General features: G+C 36.7%; 22 protein-coding genes and 5 tRNA genes. 6 read left to right on the top strand and 21 right to left on the bottom strand.

Going from position 1 to position 23,930, the window contains the following annotated elements:
- Nucleotides 1-72: 72 nt before the first annotated feature.
- From rpoB to BLW28_RS03430, 18 genes are all read right to left on the bottom strand, one after another.
- Nucleotides 73-3,885: a DNA-directed RNA polymerase subunit beta gene (rpoB, locus tag BLW28_RS03515; RefSeq protein ID WP_073214446.1), complete on the bottom strand. Its 3,813-nt coding sequence runs from the start codon at nt 3,883-3,885 to the stop codon at nt 73-75.
- Between the two features lie 136 nt (nt 3,886-4,021).
- Nucleotides 4,022-4,396 carry a 50S ribosomal protein L7/L12 gene (gene rplL / locus BLW28_RS03510; RefSeq protein WP_073214442.1) on the bottom strand — a complete coding sequence of 125 codons (375 nt, stop codon included), beginning with the start codon at nt 4,394-4,396 and terminating at the stop codon, nt 4,022-4,024.
- A gap of 57 nt (nt 4,397-4,453) precedes the next feature.
- Nucleotides 4,454-4,975, bottom strand: a complete 522-nt coding sequence (gene rplJ / locus BLW28_RS03505; protein WP_073214440.1) for a 50S ribosomal protein L10 — start codon at nt 4,973-4,975, stop codon at nt 4,454-4,456.
- A gap of 12 nt (nt 4,976-4,987) precedes the next feature.
- Nucleotides 4,988-5,683 (bottom strand): 50S ribosomal protein L1, encoded by a 696-nt coding sequence (gene rplA, locus BLW28_RS03500; protein ID WP_073214436.1) that lies wholly within the window; start codon nt 5,681-5,683, stop codon nt 4,988-4,990.
- 21 nt (nt 5,684-5,704) lie between these two features.
- Nucleotides 5,705-6,142 carry a 50S ribosomal protein L11 gene (rplK, locus tag BLW28_RS03495; RefSeq protein WP_073214433.1) on the bottom strand — a complete coding sequence of 146 codons (438 nt, stop codon included), beginning with the start codon at nt 6,140-6,142 and terminating at the stop codon, nt 5,705-5,707.
- Between the two features lie 65 nt (nt 6,143-6,207).
- Nucleotides 6,208-6,762 carry a transcription termination/antitermination protein NusG gene (nusG, locus tag BLW28_RS03490; protein WP_073214430.1) on the bottom strand — a complete coding sequence of 185 codons (555 nt, stop codon included), beginning with the start codon at nt 6,760-6,762 and terminating at the stop codon, nt 6,208-6,210.
- Between the two features lie 3 nt (nt 6,763-6,765).
- Nucleotides 6,766-6,954: a preprotein translocase subunit SecE gene (gene secE / locus BLW28_RS03485; RefSeq protein WP_073214427.1), complete on the bottom strand. Its 189-nt coding sequence runs from the start codon at nt 6,952-6,954 to the stop codon at nt 6,766-6,768.
- Nucleotides 6,955-7,146: 192 nt separating this feature from the next.
- A tRNA-Trp gene (locus BLW28_RS03480) sits at nt 7,147-7,219 on the bottom strand.
- 174 nt (nt 7,220-7,393) lie between these two features.
- The gene (gene tuf / locus BLW28_RS03475) at nt 7,394-8,581 is read right to left on the bottom strand and encodes an elongation factor Tu (RefSeq protein WP_073214424.1); all 1,188 of its coding nucleotides are present in this window, start codon (nt 8,579-8,581) and stop codon (nt 7,394-7,396) included.
- A 158-nt stretch (nt 8,582-8,739) separates the two neighbouring features.
- A tRNA-Thr gene (locus BLW28_RS03470) sits at nt 8,740-8,811 on the bottom strand.
- 173 nt (nt 8,812-8,984) lie between these two features.
- Nucleotides 8,985-9,057 (bottom strand) — tRNA-Gly (locus BLW28_RS03465).
- A gap of 112 nt (nt 9,058-9,169) precedes the next feature.
- Nucleotides 9,170-9,251: transfer RNA gene (locus BLW28_RS03460), tRNA-Tyr, on the bottom strand.
- 46 nt (nt 9,252-9,297) lie between these two features.
- Nucleotides 9,298-9,371: transfer RNA gene (locus tag BLW28_RS03455), tRNA-Thr, on the bottom strand.
- 135 nt (nt 9,372-9,506) lie between these two features.
- Nucleotides 9,507-9,809 (bottom strand): ribosome hibernation-promoting factor, HPF/YfiA family, encoded by a 303-nt coding sequence (hpf, locus tag BLW28_RS03450; protein WP_073214421.1) that lies wholly within the window; start codon nt 9,807-9,809, stop codon nt 9,507-9,509.
- A gap of 63 nt (nt 9,810-9,872) precedes the next feature.
- Nucleotides 9,873-10,757, bottom strand: coding sequence for a tyrosine-type recombinase/integrase (locus BLW28_RS03445; RefSeq protein ID WP_073214418.1), 885 nt, complete (start codon nt 10,755-10,757; stop codon nt 9,873-9,875).
- A gap of 218 nt (nt 10,758-10,975) precedes the next feature.
- Nucleotides 10,976-11,170, bottom strand: a complete 195-nt coding sequence (gene rpsU, locus BLW28_RS03440) for a 30S ribosomal protein S21 (RefSeq protein WP_073214415.1) — start codon at nt 11,168-11,170, stop codon at nt 10,976-10,978.
- A gap of 187 nt (nt 11,171-11,357) precedes the next feature.
- Nucleotides 11,358-13,820: a polysaccharide biosynthesis tyrosine autokinase gene (locus tag BLW28_RS03435; protein WP_073214413.1), complete on the bottom strand. Its 2,463-nt coding sequence runs from the start codon at nt 13,818-13,820 to the stop codon at nt 11,358-11,360.
- A 6-nt stretch (nt 13,821-13,826) separates the two neighbouring features.
- The gene (locus BLW28_RS03430; protein WP_073214409.1) at nt 13,827-14,621 is read right to left on the bottom strand and encodes a polysaccharide biosynthesis/export family protein; all 795 of its coding nucleotides are present in this window, start codon (nt 14,619-14,621) and stop codon (nt 13,827-13,829) included.
- Nucleotides 14,622-14,986: 365 nt separating this feature from the next.
- Between BLW28_RS03430 and BLW28_RS03425 the strand changes: the two genes are divergently transcribed.
- From BLW28_RS03425 to BLW28_RS03415, 3 genes are all read left to right on the top strand, one after another.
- Complete coding sequence (locus BLW28_RS03425; RefSeq protein WP_073214406.1) at nt 14,987-16,855, top strand: ABC-F family ATP-binding cassette domain-containing protein; 1,869 nt, start codon at nt 14,987-14,989, stop codon at nt 16,853-16,855.
- A gap of 118 nt (nt 16,856-16,973) precedes the next feature.
- Nucleotides 16,974-17,396, top strand: coding sequence for a lipocalin family protein (locus tag BLW28_RS03420; RefSeq protein ID WP_073214402.1), 423 nt, complete (start codon nt 16,974-16,976; stop codon nt 17,394-17,396).
- 77 nt (nt 17,397-17,473) lie between these two features.
- A complete protein-coding gene (locus tag BLW28_RS03415; RefSeq protein WP_073214397.1) occupies nt 17,474-17,770 on the top strand; it encodes a DciA family protein in 297 nt (98 codons plus the stop codon).
- 75 nt (nt 17,771-17,845) lie between these two features.
- On the opposite strand, the gene BLW28_RS03410 is transcribed toward BLW28_RS03415, so the two are convergent.
- Nucleotides 17,846-18,265 carry a nucleoside-diphosphate kinase gene (locus BLW28_RS03410; protein WP_073214393.1) on the bottom strand — a complete coding sequence of 140 codons (420 nt, stop codon included), beginning with the start codon at nt 18,263-18,265 and terminating at the stop codon, nt 17,846-17,848.
- A 242-nt stretch (nt 18,266-18,507) separates the two neighbouring features.
- On the opposite strand from BLW28_RS03410, the gene BLW28_RS03405 reads away from it, so the two are divergent.
- The 3 genes from BLW28_RS03405 (at nt 18,508) to BLW28_RS03395 (ending at nt 21,279) form a co-directional block, all read left to right on the top strand.
- A complete protein-coding gene (locus BLW28_RS03405; protein ID WP_073214390.1) occupies nt 18,508-19,530 on the top strand; it encodes a DHH family phosphoesterase in 1,023 nt (340 codons plus the stop codon).
- Nucleotides 19,508-20,074 (top strand): gliding motility-associated peptidyl-prolyl isomerase GldI, encoded by a 567-nt coding sequence (gene gldI, locus BLW28_RS03400; RefSeq protein WP_234946428.1) that lies wholly within the window; start codon nt 19,508-19,510, stop codon nt 20,072-20,074. The genes BLW28_RS03405 and gldI overlap by 23 nt, the downstream gene beginning before the upstream one ends.
- A 98-nt stretch (nt 20,075-20,172) precedes the next feature.
- A complete protein-coding gene (locus BLW28_RS03395; protein WP_073214387.1) occupies nt 20,173-21,279 on the top strand; it encodes a peptidylprolyl isomerase in 1,107 nt (368 codons plus the stop codon).
- A 194-nt stretch (nt 21,280-21,473) separates the two neighbouring features.
- Here the strand turns inward: BLW28_RS03395 and yaaA are convergent, their stop codons facing one another.
- The gene (yaaA, locus tag BLW28_RS03390; RefSeq protein WP_073214384.1) at nt 21,474-22,235 is read right to left on the bottom strand and encodes a peroxide stress protein YaaA; all 762 of its coding nucleotides are present in this window, start codon (nt 22,233-22,235) and stop codon (nt 21,474-21,476) included.
- Nucleotides 22,236-22,379: 144 nt separating this feature from the next.
- Nucleotides 22,380-23,855 carry a potassium/proton antiporter gene (locus BLW28_RS03385; RefSeq protein ID WP_073214381.1) on the bottom strand — a complete coding sequence of 492 codons (1,476 nt, stop codon included), beginning with the start codon at nt 23,853-23,855 and terminating at the stop codon, nt 22,380-22,382.
- Between the last annotated feature and the right edge of the window lie 75 nt (nt 23,856-23,930).

Here is a 23,930-nt window from a genome sequence, read left to right as displayed (position 1 = left end):
CAGGTGTGTTTTTAAAACACCTTTTTGCAGAGGCGCAACGCATTGCGCCTCTACGGGGAATAATCCAAAAGATTATTCCTCTAATCTAATGTCTAGTCCTAAACCTTTCAATTCGTGCATTAATACGTTGAAAGATTCTGGTAGTCCTGGTTCAGGCATATTTTCACCTTTTACGATTGCCTCGTAGGTTTTTGCCCTTCCAATAACGTCATCAGATTTCACAGTCAATATTTCTCTAAGGGTACTTGAGGCTCCATACGCTTCTAAAGCCCAAACCTCCATCTCTCCAAATCGCTGACCACCAAACTGTGCTTTACCACCAAGAGGTTGCTGCGTAATAAGTGAGTATGGTCCAATAGATCGTGCGTGCATTTTATCGTCAACCATGTGTCCTAGTTTCAGCATATAGATCACACCCACAGTAGCAGGTTGGTCAAAGCGTTTTCCAGTTCCACCATCAAATAAATACGTATGTCCAAATCTTGGGATTCCCGCTTCATCAGTAAATTCGTTGATTTGGTCTATTTCGGCCCCGTCAAAAATAGGAGTAGCAAATTTGCGACCTAACTTTTGTCCAGCCCACCCAAGCACTGTTTCATAAATCTGCCCAATGTTCATACGAGATGGTACACCAAGCGGATTCAACACGATATCTACAGGAGTTCCGTCCTCTAAGAATGGCATATCTTCATCACGAACAATACGAGCAACAATACCCTTGTTTCCGTGACGTCCCGCCATCTTGTCTCCTACTTTCAGCTTACGTTTTTTAGCAACATAAACCTTAGCAAGTTTTAAAATTCCAGAAGGAAGTTCATCCCCTACAGAAATAGTAAACTTCTCACGACGCAAGTTACCTTGAAGGTCATTTTCCTTGATCTTATAGTTGTGCATCAAGTCGGCAACCAATGTATTGGTTTCTTCGTCTGTTGCCCAAGTTCCTGATGTAAGGTGCGTATAATCATCTACGGAGTTAAGCATTTTTAAGGTGTATTTTTTACCTTTTGGAAAGATTACCTCTCCTAGGTCATTACTTACTCCTTGTGCTGTTTTTCCTCCTACAATAGCGAATAATTTTTCAATTAAAACATCTTGTAGGGCAACGAATTTTGCTTCGTATTTTGCTTCCAGTTCTGCAATATCTTCCTTGTCTTTTGCACGCTTACGCTTATCCTTAACGGCACGCGCGAACAATTTCTTATCGATAACTACACCATGTAATGAAGGTGAAGCTTTAAGGGAAGCATCTTTAACATCTCCTGCTTTGTCACCAAAAATAGCGCGAAGCAGTTTTTCTTCCGGAGTTGGATCGCTTTCTCCTTTTGGTGTGATTTTCCCGATAAGAATATCACCAGGCTTAACCTCTGCACCAATTCGGATCATACCGAATTCATCCAAATCTTTTGTAGCTTCTTCTGAAACGTTTGGAATATCATTTGTTAGTTCCTCGTTACCTAATTTGGTATCACGAACTTCTAATGAATACTCATCAACGTGAATAGATGTGAATATGTCTTCACGTACTACTTTTTCAGAAATAACAATCGCATCCTCGAAGTTGTATCCTTTCCAAGGCATGAAGGCTACCTTCATGTTTCTTCCTAAGGCAAGTTCGCCTTTTTCGGTTGCATATCCTTGACAAAGAACTTGACCTTTTTTAACTCTATCGCCTTTACTCACGATAGGTTTAAGGTTAATAGAAGTTCCTTGGTTTGTTTTTCTAAATTTAACTAATTGATATGTTTTTGAATCACTTTCAAAACTAACCATACGCTCTTCCTCGGTACGGTCATATTTAATTGTAACTTCATTTGCATCAACGTACTCAACCACACCATCTCCTTCAGCATTAATAAGGACACGGCTATCTGAAGCAACTTGTCTTTCCAAACCAGTTCCAACAATTGGTGAATCAGCAATTAATAAAGGTACTGCTTGACGCATCATGTTAGACCCCATCAGTGCACGGTTGGCATCATCATGTTCCAAGAAAGGAATTAGGGATGCCGAAATAGACGCTATCTGGTTTGGTGCAACATCTGCATAATTAAGCGTTGTTGGCTCAACCAAAGGGAAGTCGCCTTCCATTCGCGCAATAACCTTATCGGTGTCTATTTCGCCGTTATCTGCCAATGGAATGTTAGCCTGTGCAATGTGCATATCTTCCTCTTCTTCAGCTGAAAGATAGATAGGCTCATTTTTAAAGTCGATTTTGCCCTCAGTGACCTTACGGTATGGCGTTTCGATAAACCCTAAATTGTTCACTTTTGCATATACCGAAAGTGAAGATATCAAACCAATGTTTGGTCCTTCAGGAGTTTCAATCGGACATAATCTACCGTAATGTGTGTAGTGAACGTCACGAACCTCAAATCCAGCTCTTTCACGTGATAGACCTCCTGGCCCAAGTGCAGATAAACGACGCTTATGCGTAATTTCCGCTAGTGGGTTAGTTTGGTCCATAAACTGAGACAACTGGTTTGTACCGAAGAATGAGTTAATTACCGAAGAAAGTGTCTTCGCATTAATCAAGTCTATTGGCGTAAACACCTCATTATCCCTAACGTTCATTCGTTCGCGAATAGTACGTGCCATACGGGCAAGACCTACTCCGAATTGTTGTGACAACTGTTCTCCTACGGTTCGCACACGTCGGTTACTAAGGTGATCAATATCATCAATTTCAGCTTTCGAGTTGATAAGCTCAATTAGATATTTTACTATAGTAATGATATCTTCCTTGGTAAGCACTTGCTTTTCCATTGGGATATCAAGATTCAGTTTTTTATTCATTCTGTAACGCCCTACTTCCCCAAGGTTATACCTTTGGTCGCTGAAGAAAAGCTTGTGGATAATTCCACGTGCTGTCTCCTCGTCTGGCGGCTCAGCGTTACGTAATTGTCTGTATATATGTTCAACCGCTTCTTTTTCGGAGTTGGTTGGATCTTTTTGCAAAGTATTGTGGATAATAGCGTAATCACCTAACTGATTATCCTCTTTATGCAATAGAATAGCTTTCGTTCCTGAATCTAGGATTTCGTCAATATGTTCTTTTTCAAGCACAGTATCACGATCCAAAACGATTTCGTTACGCTCAATCGAAACAACTTCACCAGTATCTTCATCAACGAAATCTTCGTGCCAAGTTTTCAGGACACGGGCAGCTAATTTGCGGCCAATATATTTTTTAAGACCGGTTTTTGTGGCCTTTACTTCTTCCGCCAGGTCAAATATTTCAAGAATATCTTTATCCCTTTCAAACCCAATAGCACGGAAAAGTGTAGTTACAGGTAACTTTTTCTTACGGTCGATATAGGCGTACATAACGCTGTTAATATCGGTTGCGAATTCAATCCAAGATCCTTTAAAAGGAATTACACGAGCAGAGTACAATTTGGTTCCATTTGCGTGAAATGACTGACCAAAGAAAACTCCAGGTGAACGGTGAAGTTGTGATACAACAACACGCTCGGCTCCGTTAATGCAGAAAGTTCCGCTCGGAGTCATATAAGGAATAGTACCTAAATAAACATCCTGTACAATTGTTTCAAAATCTTCGTGTTCTGCATCTGTACAGTACAGTTTCAATCTTGCTTTAAGAGGAACGCTATAAGTAAGTCCACGCTCAATACATTCTTGGATAGAATATCTTGGTGGATCTACGAAATAGTCTAAAAACTCTAAAACAAATTGGTTCCGGGTATCGGTAATTGGGAAGTTTTCCAAAAAGGTTTTATACAATCCTTCTTGGCCTCTTTCTTCTGATTTGGTTTCCAATTGGAAAAAATCCTGGAAGGATTTTATCTGAATGTCCAAAAAGTCGGGGTAAGCCGGCTTATTTTTTACAGAGGAAAAATTCAATCTTTCAGTTTGCGTTGCTGACATCTATGGACGGAATTTTAATTAAAATGAAATTATAAATCGTATAAAAAGGCATTAACCGTTATATACGCAAAATGGTTTAGGTCTTTCCCGACCATTCGGGAAGACCTAAACCTAAAGGCTTGAGTATTTGTAAAGCTTACTTAAGCTCAACCTCTGCTCCTGCTTCTTCCAATTGTGCTTTTAAAGCCGTAGCTTCATCTTTGGAAATTCCTTCCTTAATTGGAGAAGGAGCGTTGTCTACTAATTCCTTTGCTTCTTTAAGACCAGCACCAGTTAATTCTTTAACTAGTTTTACTACTGCTAATTTAGAACCACCTGCAGCCTTAAGAATTACGTCGAATTCTGATTGCTCTTCAACTTCTTCACCAGCAGCTGCACCACCAGCGGCAACAGCTACAGCTGCAGCAGCAGGCTCGATGCCGTACTCGTCTTTTAATATAGTAGCTAACTCATTAACTTCTTTTACTGTTAGGTTAACTAATTGTTCTGCGAAATCTTTCAAATCTGCCATTTCTATCGTTTTTAAAAATAATTGTGTTTATAAATATTAATTAGTGCAATGTTTGTTTTATCCTTCTCTTTCGGATAAGGTTTTAACAAGTCCTGCAATTGTACTACCACCACTCTTAAGAGCCGAGATAACATTTTTAGCAGGTGATTGTAATAACCCGATAATTTCTCCAACAAGCTCGTCTTTAGATTTAAGCTCTACCAAGCTATCCAATTGATTGTCGCCAACATAAATTGACTCTTGGATATAGGCACCTTTCAAAAGAGGCTTATCAGATTTTTTTCTAAATTCTTTAATTACTTTAGCAGGTGCATTACCTGTTTCTGAGAACATTAAAGAAGTGCTTCCTTTAAGAACTTCTGTCAATTCTCCAAAGTCTTTATCAGAACTTTCCATTGCTTTTTTAAGCAAGGTGTTCTTAACTACCGCTAACTGAACTCCTGCTTTAAAACAAGCACGACGTAAGTTAGTAGTGTTTCCTGCGTTAAGACCTGAAATGTCAGCCAAATAAATATTAGCATTATCAGATAACTGGGCAGTCAACGTTTCAATTACTTGTGATTTTTCTTCTCTAGTCATAATTTCCAGTTTTTACTGCTCAGTAAACCTTTTAGTATCCACTTCAACTCCTGGACTCATTGTGCTAGACATATAAATACTTTTAATGTAAACACCTTTGGCAGCCTGTGGCTTAAGTTTAACGAGGGTTGTTAATAATTCTCTTGCGTTTCCAGCGATTTTTTCGGCATCAAAAGATACTTTTCCAATAGCTGCGTGAACGATACCGGTTTTATCAACTTTAAAGTCAATTTTACCAGCTTTTACATCGGAAACTGCTTTAGCAACATCCATTGTTACTGTACCAGTCTTTGGGTTTGGCATAAGACCACGAGGCCCTAATATACGCCCTAATGGACCTAATTTACCCATTACACTCGGCATAGTTACAATAACGTCAACATCTGTCCATCCTCCCTTAATTTTATCGAGGTACTCATCAAGACCAACGTAATCTGCTCCAGCTTCTTTAGCTTCGGCTTCCTTATCTGGAGTTACCAATGCTAAAACCTTTACATCTTTTCCTGTACCGTGTGGAAGTGTTACTACACCTCTAACCATTTGGTTCGCTTTACGTGGATCCACGTTAAGACGAACTGCAATGTCCACAGAAGCGTCAAATTTTACGCTGGTGATTTCTTTTATTAAAGCAGAAGCTTCAGCTACAGTATAGGTTTTATCCTCTACCTTTAGTTTAGCTTCCTTTTGCTTTTTAGTTAATCGTGCCATTTTCTAGATTCTTTTTTCAGATTAAAAAGGTGCGTCACCTTTTACTTTAACTCCCATGGAACGTGCCGTACCCGCTACCATCTTCATTGCTGATTCGATAGTAAATGCGTTAAGGTCTGGCATTTTGTCTTCGGCAATTGCCCTAACTTGTTCCCAAGAGATTGTGGCTACTTTTTTTGCATGTGGCTCACCGGAACCTTTTTTTGCTTTTGCAAATTCTAGGATTTGAACAGCAGCGGGTGGAGTTTTAATAACGAAATCGAATGATTTGTCTTTAAAAACTGTAATCGCAACTGGCAAAACCTTTCCTTGCTTATCTTGGGTTCTAGCATTAAACTGCTTACAGAACTCCATGATGTTAACTCCGGCAGCACCAAGAGCAGGCCCAACTGGTGGTGATGGGTTAGCAGCACCTCCGCGAACTTGCAACTTAACTACTTTACTGACTTCTTTTGCCATTTTTTAATTTTTAATGTGGTTTTTCAAAAGTGGAAGCCTAAGAAAAAACCTATTAAGCGTAACAATTAAACTTTTTCAACTTGCATATAACTGAGCTCCAATGGTGTTTTTCTACCGAAAATTTTAACCATAACCTCTAGTTTGCGTTTTTCTTCATTTATCTTTTCAACCGTGCCATTAAATCCGTTAAACGGACCATCGATAACTTTTACGGTTTCACCAATTACATAAGGAATACTAACACTGTCATCTTTTACAGATAATTCATCAACTTTACCTAGCATTCTGTTTACTTCAGACTGTCTAAGCGGTACAGGATCACCTCCCTTGGTTTCACCCAAGAAGCCAATTACGCCATTAATAGATTTGATGATGTGAGGGATTTCCCCTCCAAGATTAGCCTGAATCATTATATATCCAGGAAAGTAAACACGTTCTTTATTTACCTTTTTTCCGTTACGAATCTGAATTACTTTTTCAGTAGGTACAAGTACCTGTTCTATATAATCCTCTAACTCTAACCTTTTAATTTCGGTATCGATATAGGATTTAATTTTGTTCTCCTGACCACTGACAGAACGAACAACATACCATTTCTTTGTTTGCGATTTTTCAGTCATTTCTTACGACTTGATCCATTCAAAATACAAACCTACCACTTCACCGAAAACAGTGTCGACTCCCCAAATAGCTAGAGATAGCAAAACAGAAAATACCGCAACAATAACGGTTAATCTTTGTGCCTCTGCCCAAGAAGGCCAGGTAACGTGGTTTCTAAGTTCTTTATAAGATTCTGTAATATAGTTTACCATTTTGTCGCCGTATAATATTTTCGAAAGATCCTATTGGATTTCCAGTGAAGAATATCTATTTTTATATCAAATCAAGCTTGAAGCAAGGTATTTACTTCAATTTCACTAAACATTCCTCGAATTCATCACGTTTATACTAGATAAGCATTCGAGTAATATAAATCTGATTATATTCAAATTCGCTTTTATTTGCACGGGAGGAGAGACTCGAACTCACGACACCTGGTTTTGGAGACCAGTGCTCTACCAACTGAGCTACACCCGTTTTTCAGATTCAGCAATCAAATTGAGAACCCTGAATAAAACACCTTAATTTCAAAATGTTGTTTAAATAAATAAAATCCTTATGGATTTATCATTACAAACAACCAACTTATTTTTTATAAAAGCTCTAGACATTTACCGATAAGTAAACATCTAGAGCTTATAAATTTTAAAATTATTCTATAATCTCAGTAACCTGACCAGCACCTACTGTACGACCACCTTCACGAATAGCGAAACGAAGACCTACATTCATTGCGATTGGTTGAAGCAACTCAACATTAATTGTTAAGTTATCACCAGGCATTACCATTTCAACACCATCAGGAAGCATAATTGTTCCAGTTACGTCAGTTGTACGAACGTAGAACTGCGGACGGTAGTTGTTATGGAATGGAGTGTGACGACCCCCTTCTTCCTTCTTAAGGATATACACCTCAGCTTTAAATTTAGAGTGTGGAGTTACAGATCCTGGCTTCACGATTACCATACCTCTAGATATTTGAGTTTTCTCAATACCTCTTAACAAGATACCAGCGTTATCTCCAGCCTCACCTCTATCAAGGATTTGACGGAACATCTCGATACCAGTAATAGTAGAAGTTAATTTCTCAGCACCCATACCGATGATTTCTACTGGATCTCCAGTTTTTGCAATACCAGTTTCGATACGACCTGTAGCTACAGTTCCACGACCAGTAATAGAGAATACATCTTCGATAGGCATCAAGAAAGGCTTTTCGTTATCACGAACTGGCTCTTCAATCCAAGCATCAACCTCTTCCATTAATTTAAGAAGTGCATCAACCCACTTTTGCTCACCATTAAGTGCACCTAAAGCAGAACCCTGAACAACAGGACCATTATCACCATCATACTCGTAGAAGCTTAGAAGATCACGGATCTCCATTTCAACTAATTCAAGTAATTCTTCATCATCAACTAAGTCAACTTTGTTCATGAAAACAACAATTCTAGGAATACCAACCTGGCGACCTAAAAGGATGTGTTCACGTGTTTGTGGCATAGGACCGTCTGTAGCAGCAACTACAAGAATAGCACCGTCCATTTGAGCAGCACCAGTAACCATGTTTTTAACGTAATCCGCGTGACCAGGACAGTCAACGTGTGCGTAGTGACGGTTAGCAGTTTGATACTCTACGTGAGAAGAGTTAATTGTAATACCCCTTTCTTTTTCTTCTGGCGCATTATCAATTTGATCAAATGATGTCGCTGCAGAGAAACCTGCATCAGCCAAAACTTTAGTAATAGCTGCAGTCGTGGTTGTTTTTCCGTGATCTACGTGTCCAATTGTACCAATATTCAAGTGTGGTTTTGACCGATCGAATTTTTCTTTTGCCATTTTGTATTAATTTTAATCTTAGTTTATATTAGTGTTCTATTGTATTAAAGTATTCAAAATTTAACCTACGAGGGATCTACTATTTTTGGAGAGACTCGCAACCTAATATTAAACATGTTTAAATACAACACAACATATTAGGCTCTGATATTGTTTTGAGCCAATGATGGGAATTGAACCCATGACCTCTTCCTTACCAAGGAAACGCTCTACCCCTGAGCTACATCGGCTTATGACGGTTTCAAGCTTCAGGGCAGTAACTTGCAGCTTTACAACTTGCAACTCATTTTGAACAGGAAGCTAAGCCCACATTGATTACACTAAGCCAACCTTTAACCCTATTCTACATCCTTAAATGAAAACATAGTAAAAACCACACCTTCAATTTCAAAAAGAACTTTAGAGCGGGAGACCGGGTTCGAACCGGCGACATTCAGCTTGGAAGGCTGACGCTCTACCAACTGAGCTACTCCCGCATTTTTAATTATGAATCACTGAGTCATAATTATGGATTTAATTTCAATGTACTAATGAACAAACTCAGATACAAAACAAATCTGAGATTTTCGTTTTCACGAACATTTTTAGTGGGGAGAGCAGGATTCGAACCTGCGAAGACGTAGTCAGCAGATTTACAGTCTGCCCTCGTTGGCCGCTTGAGTATCTCCCCAAACTAGGATTTCTCTAAAAGAAAAATCCAAATTTCAAAATTTCAGAGCCGATAGAGGGACTCGAACCCACGACCTGCTGATTACAAATCAGCTGCTCTAGCCAGCTGAGCTACATCGGCTTTTCAATTCATTTTTAAACCAAATATTAACAAAAAATATCAATATTTATTCGGCTTAAAAAAGCCCGCTATTTCTAACGGACTGCAAATGTAGAAAAAATTATTTTTCCACAAAACTTTTTTAGAGAAATTATTCTATAAATATGCTTTTTCTTTCTCTTTTCTTTTCTTCAACTGACGCTCTAAGGATTTTACACCTTCATCCAAACCCTCTTCAAAAGTCTTTCCTTCCTTCTTCATCATTATATCACCACCAGGCACACTTAATAAAATCTCCACGCTTTTATTCTGTTTCTCACTGGTTTGCAACACTTTTAAAAAAACATCGGCAAAAATTATTCTGTCATAAAACAGCTCCAACTTTGATAGCTTCTTTTCAACAAAAATTAAAAGCTCTTCTTTTGCCGTAAAATTAGGGGTTTGAATATTTACTTTCATACTAAATAAAATTTTTGAGTTAATTATAATAAGTAATTCTAAACCATATAAAATTTTTCGTTTTTAATTCCTAGGATGCGTCTTTTTGTACACCTCTTTCAATTTAGCTATACTATTTTGAGTATACACCTGCGTAGATGCCAAACTTGAATGCCCCAAAAGCTCTTTTACAGAATTAATATCAGCCCCTTCATTTAAAAGATGGGTCGCAAAAGAATGTCGTAAAATATGAGGACTCTTTTTCACCTTTTCAGACACCAGACCAAAATAGGAATTTATAACCCTGTACACAAGAGTTTCATACACTTTAACGCCCTTTAATGTCAAGAAAAGGTATTCAGGCTCCTTTATTTCTACTAATTTCCCTCTACAAAGGAGATAATTCTGAATAGAGCTTAAAACAGTTGGAAGCAATGGAACAATCCGCTCCTTATTTCTTTTACCTAAAACCTTAAGAGTTTTTTGAGCAAGAGAAATATCGCTTATCTTAATGTTAATCAGTTCCGCTCTTCTAATTCCAGTAGAATAAAAAAGCGCTACAATTAATTTATCCCTGCTGCCTTTAAATGAATTATCAACTTTCATCACAGCCAATGCATTATCGATTTCCAGTTTTGAAAATGGCACTTGAATTTTTTTAGATGTTTTTAAAGTTTTGTGCTTAGCCAAAGGATTTTCATCTATTTGACCAATTTTTAAAAGAAATTTATAATAGGTTTTAAGTGAAGAAACCTTACGATTGACAGCTCTATTTGTAATATCTGCATCAACAAGCGAGACTATCCAGCTTCGTATAACAGCATAATTCACATTTACGATATCGACATACTGAAACTCGCGTTTAGCAAACTCTTGAAAATCGCGCAAATCCTTTGCATAGGCCGTTACCGTATTTGCAGAATACTTTTTTTCGAGCTGCAGGTAAGCAACGAAAGATTTAAAAGGCATCGTTTTAGTTTTTACATCATCTTAGAGAAGCAAGAAGACTCACATTAAAAAAATAGTTCAATTATTTCGGAGAGCAGAAGTTTTATATTTATTCAACCTACCAGCTACTAACAAAATAAACAAAATATAAATTAATACTACGCCTTTAGGCATAAAAAAAATCCGTTGGAGTTTATTTCCAACGGATTTCTATTTATGTAATCGCAAGATAACTTAGACTAAATCTCCTCCTGATCCCTAAGATTTTGGATGTATTGAGCCTTTTGCATCTGCGCTCTTTTTCTTACTGAAGGCTTCATAAAAGCTTGTCTTGCTCGAAGCTGGCGCATTGTGCCTGTTCTGTCGAATTTACGCTTAAAACGCTTTAGCGCTCTATCGATATTTTCTCCGTCTTTTACTGGTATTATTAACATAGTGTCATCACCTCCTCTCTTTAAGTCGGCAAAAATAAGTAAAATTAGTATAGTGTCTCAAATTTTTGAAGAAAAAAGTAAAATATTTTTAGATGAGCAAGAGAAAACCTGTTTGCCAAATCTTCAATATCAAATATGAAATGCTAAACAGTTAAACGATTTATTAAAAAAAATAAAAACCTGATATTTATTTCTTTGTTATAGACTTTTTCATTCTTTTCCACAGCGATGGCTTCTTAATAGCTTCGTGATAACCATTGCCGTAAGATTTGTACGAGCTTCCGCCATACCCATAGCCGTAACCATAACCGTAACCTTTCCCAGATTTTTCAACATATTCATTAATAACAATGCTAATATGTTTTACTTCACCTCGCCTAAACTTTTCGTTTACAAAGGTCAACATGTTCTTGTGAGTATAATTTTGACGCACCATATAAAGTGTTGCATCAACGTGCTTAGTAAGAACCAAAGCATCTGAAACTAGCCCCATTGGAGGCGAATCCAAAATAATATAATCATATTGATCCTTAAGTAAACCTAGCAATTGATCAAGCCTCTCACCTAACAGCAATTCTGAAGGGTTTGGAGGGATTGGTCCTGATGTAATTACATCTAAAGTATCAATTTCGGTTTTTTGAATAATACCATCTAGGTCAGCCTCATTGATAAGGTAGTTAACCACTCCCATCGAATTTTGAATATTAAAAGCGGCTCCAACTTTCGGCTTACGCAAGTCCAAATCAATTATAATAGTTTTTTTATCGCTCAAAGCAAAAATTGATGCTAGGTTTATAGAACAAAAAGTCTTACCCTCACCACTTACCGAAGATGTCAATAAAACTGTTTTAGCGCCTGTTATTCCTTGCTGTTTATATAAAAACTGAAGACTAGATCTCAGGCTTCGAAAAGCCTCTGCAATTGCAGATTTAGGCTTACTGAGCACAGCTAAGACAGTTTCGGAATGATTTTTACCAATAACACCAATCATTGGGATTGGAGTAATAGCCTCTAAATCCTTCACACTTTCAACTTTAGTATCAAAAAACGCTCTTACAAAAATTAATAAAATAGGAACAAAAAATCCTATTAAACCAGCCATCATATAATTTAGCTGAGTATTAGGACCAATTTGCCCACCTCCTGTATCTTTAGCTGGATCTATTACTAGAACATCGCTAACATTTGCAGCTTTTACTAACCCCGCTTCACTTCTTTTAGCCAAAAACATATTGTAAGTACCTTCACTTAGGTTGTACCTTCGTTCAATTTTGAGCAGCTCTTGCTGCTCTTTAGGCAACTTTCGAATCTCGGCTTCGTATCTACCTATATCTCTGTTAATAGTGCGAATTTCTTCATTCATCAAACTCTTAGACGACCGAATATTTTCAAGAAGTACTATTTTAACCGCATCAATCTGCCTATCAATATCATTAAAAACAGGTGCATCTTCTTTAAAGGAATACTGAAGTTTATTTCGCTGCTCAGCTAGAGATACAATCTTCCCTACACCTGCTACGACACTACTCTCGGAAATCCCTGCTACTGAAGGTGCTGGCACATCTCGATAGTCTGAACGAGTCACTAAATATTCTTGCAGTGTATTATAATAATCAAGCTCGCGGGCAGCAGCTTCTTTCCTTAGATCTAATGCATTTAATTTCTCATTGAGTTCAGCACCTTCAATATTTAGATCAAAAATTACATTATTTCTTCTAAAATCATTCAATTCATCTTCCACCAAAGACAACTCAATTGACTTCTCTGCCAAACTACTATCAATAAAACGTATGGTTTTTGTCGCAAATAGGTTCTTTCTTTCAAGCATATCCTCGCTTAAAACTTGAACCGACATATTCAGGTAATCTACTAGCTTCGCTTTATTATGACCCGTCATTCGCATTTGTAAAACCGAGGAACCTGAACTTAGTGGCGCTATATTTATATCTAAATATCTTTTAACAGTTGCATCATACTCACTAAAAACAAGATAATAAGGTGTACCCATTTTAGATATAACATCTGGGTTGGGCACAAAAATACCATTAAAAAAAGGAGTGTTTACAGGCTCACCAATTTTGAAATCCTTAGAAAAATCTCCTGCCTCTACGAACAAACTCTTCTTTTCTTTAGAATTATAATTTTGAAGATTTATGTTTTTAGCCTCCTCGAAAGATACAGATAAATTAAATGTCAACGAATCTTTAAAAACGACTTTGATTTGATGATTAAGCATCTGGCTCTTTGCCGTGTCCACTTCAACAAAGAATGGTGTTTGCTTATAAGCATCTTCCTGTTGGTATTCACCATCACGCAAGTATGTTAGGTAATACTGTGTACGCTCTACAACTTTTTCGTTGTGCGATCGAGACCTTAGTGTAATTACAGATGTATTGACTTTGTCACTTGTCCCCCCCCAATTAAATACTAAACTAGTGTTAGAAGTAAAAAAAGGATTTTGATCGTCTCTAATTGAAACTAAGTTTTCAATTAAATATACGGGTAGCTTCCTAACATTTATATAATAGGCAATAGAAAATGTAATCGCCAAAAAGATTAAGAAAAGGGGCCAATTACGTAAAAGTCTAATTAAAAACCCTTTAAAATCAAAAGTTGTACCCGCTTCGTTCGTTTCAAATTCTTCACTCATAGTTGTTTATAATCGCGTGATTAGTAATAGAGTGGTTGATAGCGCTGCAATTATAGTAGCAACTGTAGTTATAGATTGCAACCCCGTCGTTCCAGTTCCCCAAGACTTTTGCGGTAAAGGATTGATTAAAATTAAATCATTTGGTTTCACGTAATAATATGGTGAGTTCATAGCTTCCAGTTGCGTCAAGTCTATATGATGAACTTTTTGACCCGCTGGATATTGCCGGATAATCACGACATCTTTTCGATCTCCCGTAATTGTTATATCACCACTGTTTGCAATAGCCTCCATAATACTTACTTGATCACGATAAATGATTTGCGATCCAGGTTTACCAATTTCACCGTTAATAGTGTATCTAATACCAGCAAGCTTTACTGTAACAAAAACATTCGCTTCTTCCTTAAAATAATCTTTTAATAATCGATCTTCCAACATTTCGCGAACCTCATCTACTGTGTATCCAAGAACATTGACCTCTCCCATACTAGGAATACGAATATTCCCGTGATCATTAACCACAAAGCCATCGTAATATAATCGTTCCTCACCAGTAGCATTTGGATTAGCATCACTAATAGGGTTAAAAATCCCAACAAACTCCTGATCTAGTGTCTTTACACGAATACTCAATAAATCATTAATTTGTAAACGATACGGCTCTTGTCTTTTCTTCATAATGGCCAAAGTATCAGTATCACTGGCATTCTCTTGCAAGTATGTAAGTTGCTTCCTAGAAACACAAGAAGAAACGGTAATTACAACGAAAAGAAACAAAAAGGGGTAGATAAACTTCATTAAATGGTAGTATTGTCAGCCGACAAATATAAAGTAACCTACTTAATAATGAAATATATTTTTGACTTTATACATAAGGCTTCAAAACCAACATCATTATTCGTTCAAATAACCTTTAAAAAAAATATAGAACACTATTTGTTAGAAACCTACATAAGTTTTGTAACCCTATGTAGTCGTTAAAACCCAAACGCAGATTAAACAATTAGCAAAAACACGTAATTAGAAACCGAGGCCTTATTTTTTATAAAACACCATTTAATCATATTCTGGTTTTAGAAATAACATGCTTGCTTTAAAAATTCCTTTTTGATAGAACACCTATCCATTAACTATATTCGCTTACTTTTACAAAAAAAACAATTGTGAATTATCTTTCAGTAGAAAATATATCGAAATCCTTTGGAATGCGAGTGCTTTTTGAAGGTATATCCTTCGGAATTAACGAAGGGCAAAAAATAGGTTTTGTTGCTAAAAACGGGACTGGCAAAACTTCGCTTCTAAACATAATTGCTGGAAATGACCTTCCCGATTCTGGCAACGTAACTTTTCGCAAAGGATTAAAAGTTGCCTATCTCCCTCAAGAACCCAATTTAGACGCTCAATTATCTGTCGAACAAGCAATTTTTTCTGCAGACAACCCAATTCTCAATGTAATAGAAACTTACGAAAAGACACTCGAAAACCCTGATGATAGCGAAGCGTATCAAAAAGCATTTGATGCTATGGATGCACACGACGCCTGGGATTTCGAAACAAAATACAAACAAATACTTTTTAAACTAAAACTTGAAGATTTTGACGCCAAGGTTTCTAGCTTAAGTGGCGGGCAAAAAAAACGCTTGGCATTAGCAAATGCCATCCTAACAACTCCAGACCTATTAATAATGGATGAGCCCACCAACCATTTGGATCTTGAAATGATTGAATGGCTGGAAAATCTATTTGCGAAAGAAAACTTTACCTTATTTATGGTTACTCACGACCGTTACTTTCTAGAGCGGGTCTGTAATGAAATTGTAGAGCTAGATGAAGGCCAACTTTATAATTACAAAGGAAATTATAGCTACTACCTGGAAAAGCGCGATGCCCGAATTGAAAATGAAGCCACAGAAACTGCAAAAGCGAAACACCTTTTCAAAAAAGAATTGGACTGGATGCGCCGACAACCAAAAGCAAGGACCACTAAGAGTAAAAGTCGAATTGACGACTTCCACGAAATAAAAGATCGCGCCAGCAAACGCAGAATTGACCATGAAGTACAATTAGAACTAAACATGGAGCGTATGGGCACTAAAGTGGTTGAATTGCATAACGTTTCTAAATCTTTCGGCGACAAAAAACTACTTGACAAATTTGAATACCATTTTAATCGTGGAGAACGCATTGGTATTATAGGTAAAAACAGTACAGGAAAATCTACATTTCTAAATATTATTACTGGTGCTATTCAGCCTGATTCAGGAAAAGTTGTAATTGGAGAAACCGTACAATTTGGATACTACACCCAAGCAGGAATAAATATCAAGGAAGGACAAAAAGTAATTGATGTAATTCGTGAGCACGGTGAATACATACCTCTGAAAAAAGGCAAGCAAATTTCCGCCAGTCAACTTTTAGAACGCTTTCTTTTCGACCGAAAAAAACAATACGATTTTGTAGAAAAACTGAGTGGAGGAGAACGTAAACGACTATACTTATGCACTGTTTTAATCAAGAATCCAAATTTCTTGATACTTGATGAGCCCACAAACGACCTCGATATTGTAACACTCAATGTTCTAGAAAGTTTTCTCCTAGACTTTCCTGGCTGTCTACTGGTTGTTTCGCACGACAGGTATTTTATGGACAAAATCGTGGACCATTTATTTGTTTTTAGGGGAAATGCGGAGATAGAAGATTTTCCAGGAAATTACAGCGACTTTAGAATCTATGAGGACAGTCAACCCACAGAAAAGAAAGAGGTTGAAATTGGTTCTAAAACTAAAAATGATTGGAAAGAAGAAAAACCGAAAGCAAAATTAACCTACAACGAGCAGAAGGAATACAATAAAATTGAAAAAGAAATTGCTAACCTCGAAGAAAAACGGGAAGCGCTACAAAATAAATTTGCAACAGAAAACTGGGATGGCCCCGAAATTGACAAACAGTCAATAAAATTACAAGAAATAATTGACGCCATTGAAGAGAAAACAGAACGATGGTTTGAATTATCAGCAAAAGCAGAAGAATAAAGAGCCTGATTTTGGATGATAAATACCGATTAGTTTCTTAATTTTGAAAGACAAATTAAGATTAGCTCTACAATGATATTGTTCAGTTAAATCTCGTTATAACCCAAAAAGTAAAACGATGTACTTTAGAATTGCTTCTAGCCTATTATTACTTATTGCTTTCTCATGTTCAAAACCCAACCCAGAGGCTCAAAAACAAAACCTCGAGGGATATTGGGAAATTAAAGCCGTTGAAATGCCTGACGGATCCAAAAAACAATTCGGTGTGAATACAATCGTTGATCATATTGAAGTAAAAGCAGACAGTGGTGTTCGCACTAAAGTATCACCAAAACTAGACGGTTCCTTTACTACAAACGGAGTTTCAGAAAACTTCATATTAAAAATTGAGGATGACAGCTTGCGAATGCATTACAAAACTCCATACGACGAATGGACAGAAACCATACTAGAATCAAAAGACAGTACATTGATTGTGAAAAACAGACAAGACCTAGTTTACACTTACAGAAAGTTTAAGAAATTTGATTTAGTGAATTGACAACAGTAAACTTCTTGTGTTAAGACGAATAAACACATAATTCCAACAATTCAGTAATTTACAAACTCTTTTATAAAATGGCAAAACGACACGCCGAAAACATATCAATAGGTGATGCGCTTAAGGAATTTATCGAGAAGAATCGCTTAGAAAAGGGCCTCGACAAGGTAAATGCCAAAGAAGCTTGGGATAAAGTAATGGGTCCTGCAATTTCAAAATACACTACAGATCTAAAACTAGACAGAGAAACGTTGTTTGTTCAACTATCGTCTTCAGTATTAAGGGAAGAACTTAGTTACGGAACAGAAAAAATAATCAAACTCCTTAACGAAGAACTCAAAAAAGAGCTTATAAAAAAATTAGTATTACGCTAACATACACGATTAACATAAACATAAAAACGCCCTCCAAACGGAAGGCGTTTTATATTTATAATAGTTTTGAAGCGCTTAAAACATCTCGCGACCCGCAAAATGAAAAGCACCTTCAATAGCTGCGTTTTCATCACTATCACTTCCGTGAACAGCATTTTCACCTATAGAAGCTGCATATAATTTACGAATTGTTCCTTCTGCTGCATCTGCAGGATTTGTAGCCCCAATAAGGGTACGGAAATCTTCAACTGCATTTTCCTTTTCAAGAATAGCGGCAACAATTGGCCCGCGAGTCATATATTCAACTAATTCGCCATAAAATGGACGTTCGCTATGTACGGCATAGAATTCTTTTGCGTCAGCAGTAGTCATGTGAGTTAATTTCATGGCCACGATTCTAAACCCTGAAGCGTTAATTTTTTCAAGTATTGCACCAATGTGTCCTTTTTCGACTGCATCGGGTTTCAACATTGTGAATGTTCTGTCTGTTCTCATTGTATTTTTAAAATTTCGGCAAAAATAACTATTTGAAATGTAAAAGACACACATTATTAAAAGTTTAAATTCGGTCTGTAAATCAAGAATTCAACAATAAGTTTTACAAAATCATTCCAAATTAAAGTTAATCAATCAAAAAATATAGATTCTCAACCCAGTCAGACACACTTAACCTTAAACAATTACTAAGCTACATTATTTTTTAAGTTTAAATGCGTTTATTGTATCTTCGCCCACTTATGGATAAAAAAACCACTCAAATAGTAAAAGAATTGCTTGTCAAACCTCAAAATATTGTGGTCGTAGGTCATAAAAATCCTGATGGCGATGCAATTGGTTCTTGTTTAGGGCTCTCTTTTCTGTTAAACAGTTTAGGCCACAAAGCCACTGTTTTAATGCCGAATGACTTCCCTGATTTTTTGAAGTGGATGCCTGGAGTAGATGATATTATCATATACGAAAAAGAGACTCAAAAAAGTCTTGATATCCTTGAGCAAACTGACCTAATTTTCACCCTAGACTTTAACAGTTTAGACCGAGTTGGCGATTTACAGAAACCATTGGAGAACAGTAAAGCTCAATTTGTAATGATTGATCATCACCAGCAACCTGCAGCCTATGCAGTTGCAACTTACAGCGATGTTTCGATGAGTTCCACGGCCGAAATGGTATTTCATTTTATTGAAGCTATTGGTAAGAGCGAAATGCTTTCAAAAGAAATAGCTACTAATTTATATACAGGAATAATGACCGATACTGGCTCATTTCGATTTCCTTCCACTACTCCAACAACGCACCGTATAGTTGCTAGATTAATTGAAGCTGGCGCCGAAAGCGCAACCATTCATCAAAACGTATTCGATACTAACAGTGCAGAAAGATTAAAACTGCTTGGAGTTGCTCTTAACAATTTAAATATTCTTCCAGATTATAACACCGCATACATTACCTTGTCTCAAAAAGAATTGGATGAACATAATTTTAAGAAAGGCGACACAGAAGGGTTTGTTAATTATGCGCTTTCTGTAAGTGGGGTTGTTTTTGCAGTTATTTTTATAGAAAACAAGCACGAAAACATAGTCAAAATGTCGCTAAGAAGTAAAGGCGATTTTTCTGTGAACCACTTTGCTCGCAACCATTACAGCGGTGGAGGTCACAACAATGCAGCCGGCGGAAAAAGTTCGCAATCCCTTAACAAAACCGTAACTGAATTTATTAGTATCTTGCCACGTTATAAAGATGAACTTACACATGCTTCATAAGCTGTTTTACATTACTTTTTTCTCGCTCCTCATTGTTTCGTGCAAAAGCCCTGAGGCTCGTCGACCAGTGCAAAGTCAAAGCGGAACCTTCATAAAGGAATCGGCACAACGAAACAAAGAAATTTACGAGGCAGAAAAAAAATACATTGAAAACATAATTGCAATAGACACTTCAAAAACGTATTATTCTTCCGAAAACGGATTTTGGTATTACTATAACAAACGCGACACAACCCAAGCTCCAAAGCCTAAAACAGGAGATTTGGTTGAGTTTACCTATAGCATTAAAGATTTAAACGGAAACAGCATTTTAACCGAAAAAGAAAATGGTCTTCAACGCTACAAAATAGACCAAAGTAATCAGGAACTTATTTCTGGTGTTAGAGATGGTATAAAACTGATGAACGAAGGAGAAGTGGTAACCTTACTACTACCTTCCTATAAAGCGTATGGATACTACGGAATTGAAGGAAAACTAGGGACCAACATCCCTGTACAAAGCACCATTACCTTACGTTCCATTCAATATATAAATGAAAAATAAATAAGTGCCCAATAACCTAATTCCAACTAAATCAAGGAAGTGCAGGGGCCTTGCATAATCTGGTTTTAAGCCAGTCTTCCTCTAAAAACTAAAAACATATGAAAAAACTAACATTTTTTGTTTTATTTCTAACGCTTGCATTTGCATCTTGTCAAGAAAAATATCCAGATCTCGAAGACGGTGTTTATGCAGAGTTTATAACAAATAAAGGCACGTTTATGGCCAAGCTTTATAACGATACTGCACCTTTAACTGTTTCAAATTTTGTGGCTCTAGCCCAAGGAACAAATGGAATGGTAGATTCTACTTACAAAGGAAAACGCTTCTATGACGGTCTTGTATTCCACCGTGTAATTAAAGATTTTATGATTCAGGGTGGTGACCCAAAAGGAGACGGTTCTGGAAACCCAGGTTACAAATTTCCTGATGAAATTGTAGATTCTATTCAATTTGATAGAAAAGGACTTTTGGCAATGGCGAACGCTGGCCCAGGAACCAATGGAAGCCAATTTTTCGTAACGTTAAAAGAAACACCTTGGTTAAATGGACGACACACTATTTTTGGTGAAGTAATTGAAGGACAAAGCGTAGTTGATTCAATTGGAATTGTAGAAACAGAAAAGCCAGGTGACAAGCCAAAAGAACCAATCATTATCGAAAAAGTGAATATAATTAATAAAGGAAAAGTAAAGGTTCCTTATTTCACGGAAGAGATGGGAAAGATTGAAAAAGAAAAGAAAGAAAAGGAAGAGCGCATCAATAAAGTAGCTGATAAGAAAGCGAAAGAACTTGAAGCTATTCGAACAAAAGCAGATTCTTTACCATCAGGACTTAAAATATTTTTTACTGAAAAAGGTGAAGGTGTTCAACCACAAGAAGGCGACAAAATTTTAATGAACTATGCTGGTTACCTAACTGATGGCCATCTTTTTGATTCAAACATTTTTGAAAATGCCGAAAAGTACGAAATGGTAGACGAAATGAGAAAAGCTGCTGGTCAATACATTCCAATCCCAACAGACTACAGTAAAGACGCACAACTTATTCCAGGTTTTAGAGAAGGATTATTGAATATGAAAGTTGGTGATAAAGCCACTTTATTCATTCCAGCTCATTTGGCGTATGGAGCAAGAGGAATTCCTGGTGTAATCCCACCAAATTCAGAGTTAGTTTTCGAACTTGAGCTTGTCGATATGGCCAAGTAATCACAGAATGGCTTTATTAAAAATAGGAATTAGCGTAAAAACTAATTCCTTTTTTTATTAAAAGTGTTTTCTAAAAAACAAGTGCCATTTATAAAACTAACAATAGTACTATTAGAGATTCATATTGACAGTTTCTGACAAAACCTCAATATTGAAAAAGTACTTTTAATGCTACCTATTTGTTTGGATGGAAACTATCGTATAAAAACCGGCTCATTTTCTTTCTCTGTAAAATCTTCACTAAACCTATAACCATCATAATCAAACGCTTTTACCTCATCTAAGGTCTTAACCTCCTGATCTATCGCAAAACGAGCCATGCTGCCGCGGGCTTTTTTTGCAAAAAATGAAATGATTTTCAGTTTCCCATTTTTAAAATCCTTGAAAACTGGTGCTATCACAGGAACTTTCAACTTTTTCTTATCAATAGCATTAAAATATTCTACACTAGCGAGGTTTAAGAAAAGTTCGTCATCTTTCAATTCATCATTCAAGGTTTCGGTAAGTGTCTTTTTCCAAAACGCATACAAATCCTTCTTTCTGTCAACGGCCAGCTTCGTGCCCATTTCCAAGCGGTATGGCTGCATCAAATCTAATGGTCGTAGCATTCCATACATTCCCGAAAGTATGCGTAACGAATCCTGCAAAAAATCTAATTTTTCTGAAGGAATTGTATACGCATCCAAACCAGTATAAACATCGCCAGCAAAAGCATAAACCGCTGGGCGGGCATTTTCTTTAGTAAACGGCGTGCTAAATTCCTTATAACGCTGATAATTCAATTCTGCCAGTTTATCACTAATACTCATCAAATCAGAAATCGCCTTTTTACTTTTGCGTTCTAGTTTGTTGTTGATTAGTTCAGCTTCCTTTAAAAACTGGGGTTGAGTGGCACGGCTGGTAGGAAGTTTAGACTTTAAATCCAGTGTCTTTGCTGGAGAAACAACTATTTTCATTTTGTTACTTTTTGTTCAAAAATAACGAAAAGAAACAGAAATAAAGTTTCAAATCTGGTATTCACAATTTCGAAATACTAAATCCTTAATGAGTTTATTTAAGCACGTGAGTTTCTTTAATATGAACTTAAAAGAAGAAGAAAATTACGCTGCAGAAAACTCCCGAATATTTAAGGCTTTAAAGACTTTTTTAATGCCTTTTTCATTTTCAGAAAGAACTATGAGTAAATCATCCGCTTCGATAACAGTGCTGCCGTTGGGTGCAATATACTTATTGCCCCTTTTTATCATTGCGATTATTGCAGTTTTTGGGAATTCTAAATCGACAATCTGTTGACCTACCACCTTGCTTCCTCTGGCAATACCTATTTCGCGCATCTCGGTTTTTGGATGCTCTTCTAAAAATTTTTCTGAAGGAGTAAGAATTTTTTCACTACTCGGAATACTAACGTTTAACCATTTTGCCACAACAGAGAGCGTAGTTCCTTGGATTAAAATAGAAGTAAGCGATATAAAAAATACAATATTAAATATCATATTTGCTTTATCTATTCCCGCTAACAACGGATAGGTTGCAAATACGATTGGAACAGCGCCACGCAAACCAACCCACGAAATATAGAACCGTCTGCGCAACTTCATTTTAAACGGAATCAGACTTAAAAAAACCGCTACTGGCCGTGCGACGAATATTAAGAAGAGTGATATAACCAACCCAATACCTATTACAGGAACAATTTGTGAAGGAAACACCAAAAGGCCTAAAGTTAGAAAAAGTACAATCTGCATTAGCCAGGCCAGCCCATCGTACATTTTTAAAATAGTTTTCTTGTGAATTAAATACTGGTTACCCAAAAAGACAGCACAGATATAAATGGCTAAAAATCCGTTTCCGCCCACAAAATCGGTGACTGAAAAGGTTATAAACATCAAAGCTATAACAAGCACAGGGTAAAGCCCTTCAAAGTCTAATTTTATTTTATTGATAATTATCTTACTTAATTTTCCAAATCCAAATCCCGCAATCGTACCAAGAACCATTTGCTGCAAAAACAACGGAATCATGGAAGCTATTCCTTGATCTTGATTAATAACCAATCCTAAAAAAGCAATAGTGAGCACATACGCCATGGGGTCGTTACTCCCGCTTTCTAACTCTAGCGTTGGTCGTAAATTTGCCCGTAATGCAAGGTTTTTCGCACGAAGAATCGAGAAAACCGCAGCAGCATCTGTAGAAGAAACAATACTTCCTAAGAGTAAACTTTCATAAATTGTAAAGTCGGTAACGTAATAAACGAAAGTACCTAATCCTATTGCAGTTAGAAAGACCCCAATAGTAGAAAGCGCGAAACCTTCTTTCATTATAGGTTTTACAGACTTCCAATCGGTGTCGAGGCCACCAGAAAACAAAATGAAATTTAACGAAATCACCCCAATTAATTGAGCAATTTGCGGATTGTTAAAACTAATTCCGATACCATCTTCACCAGCTAACATTCCAATTCCCAAGAAAAGAACTAATGTAGGAACGCCAAATTTGTACGAAGTTTTTCCCGCTACAATGCTTATAAAAAGCAACAGCGAGCCAACTAGCAGTATGTTTTCAATGGTTAAATTCAATAACTGAAAGTTTAAATATTCTAAACTTGCGCAAATTACAAATTAAAACGTTTTAAATATAGTGCTAAACCGTTT

Source organism: Aequorivita viscosa, from assembly GCF_900106795.1.
Lineage (GTDB): Bacteria > Bacteroidota > Bacteroidia > Flavobacteriales > Flavobacteriaceae > Aequorivita > Aequorivita viscosa.
Note: the sequence above shows the minus strand (reverse complement) of the source record. Positions and strands in the feature narration are given on the sequence as shown.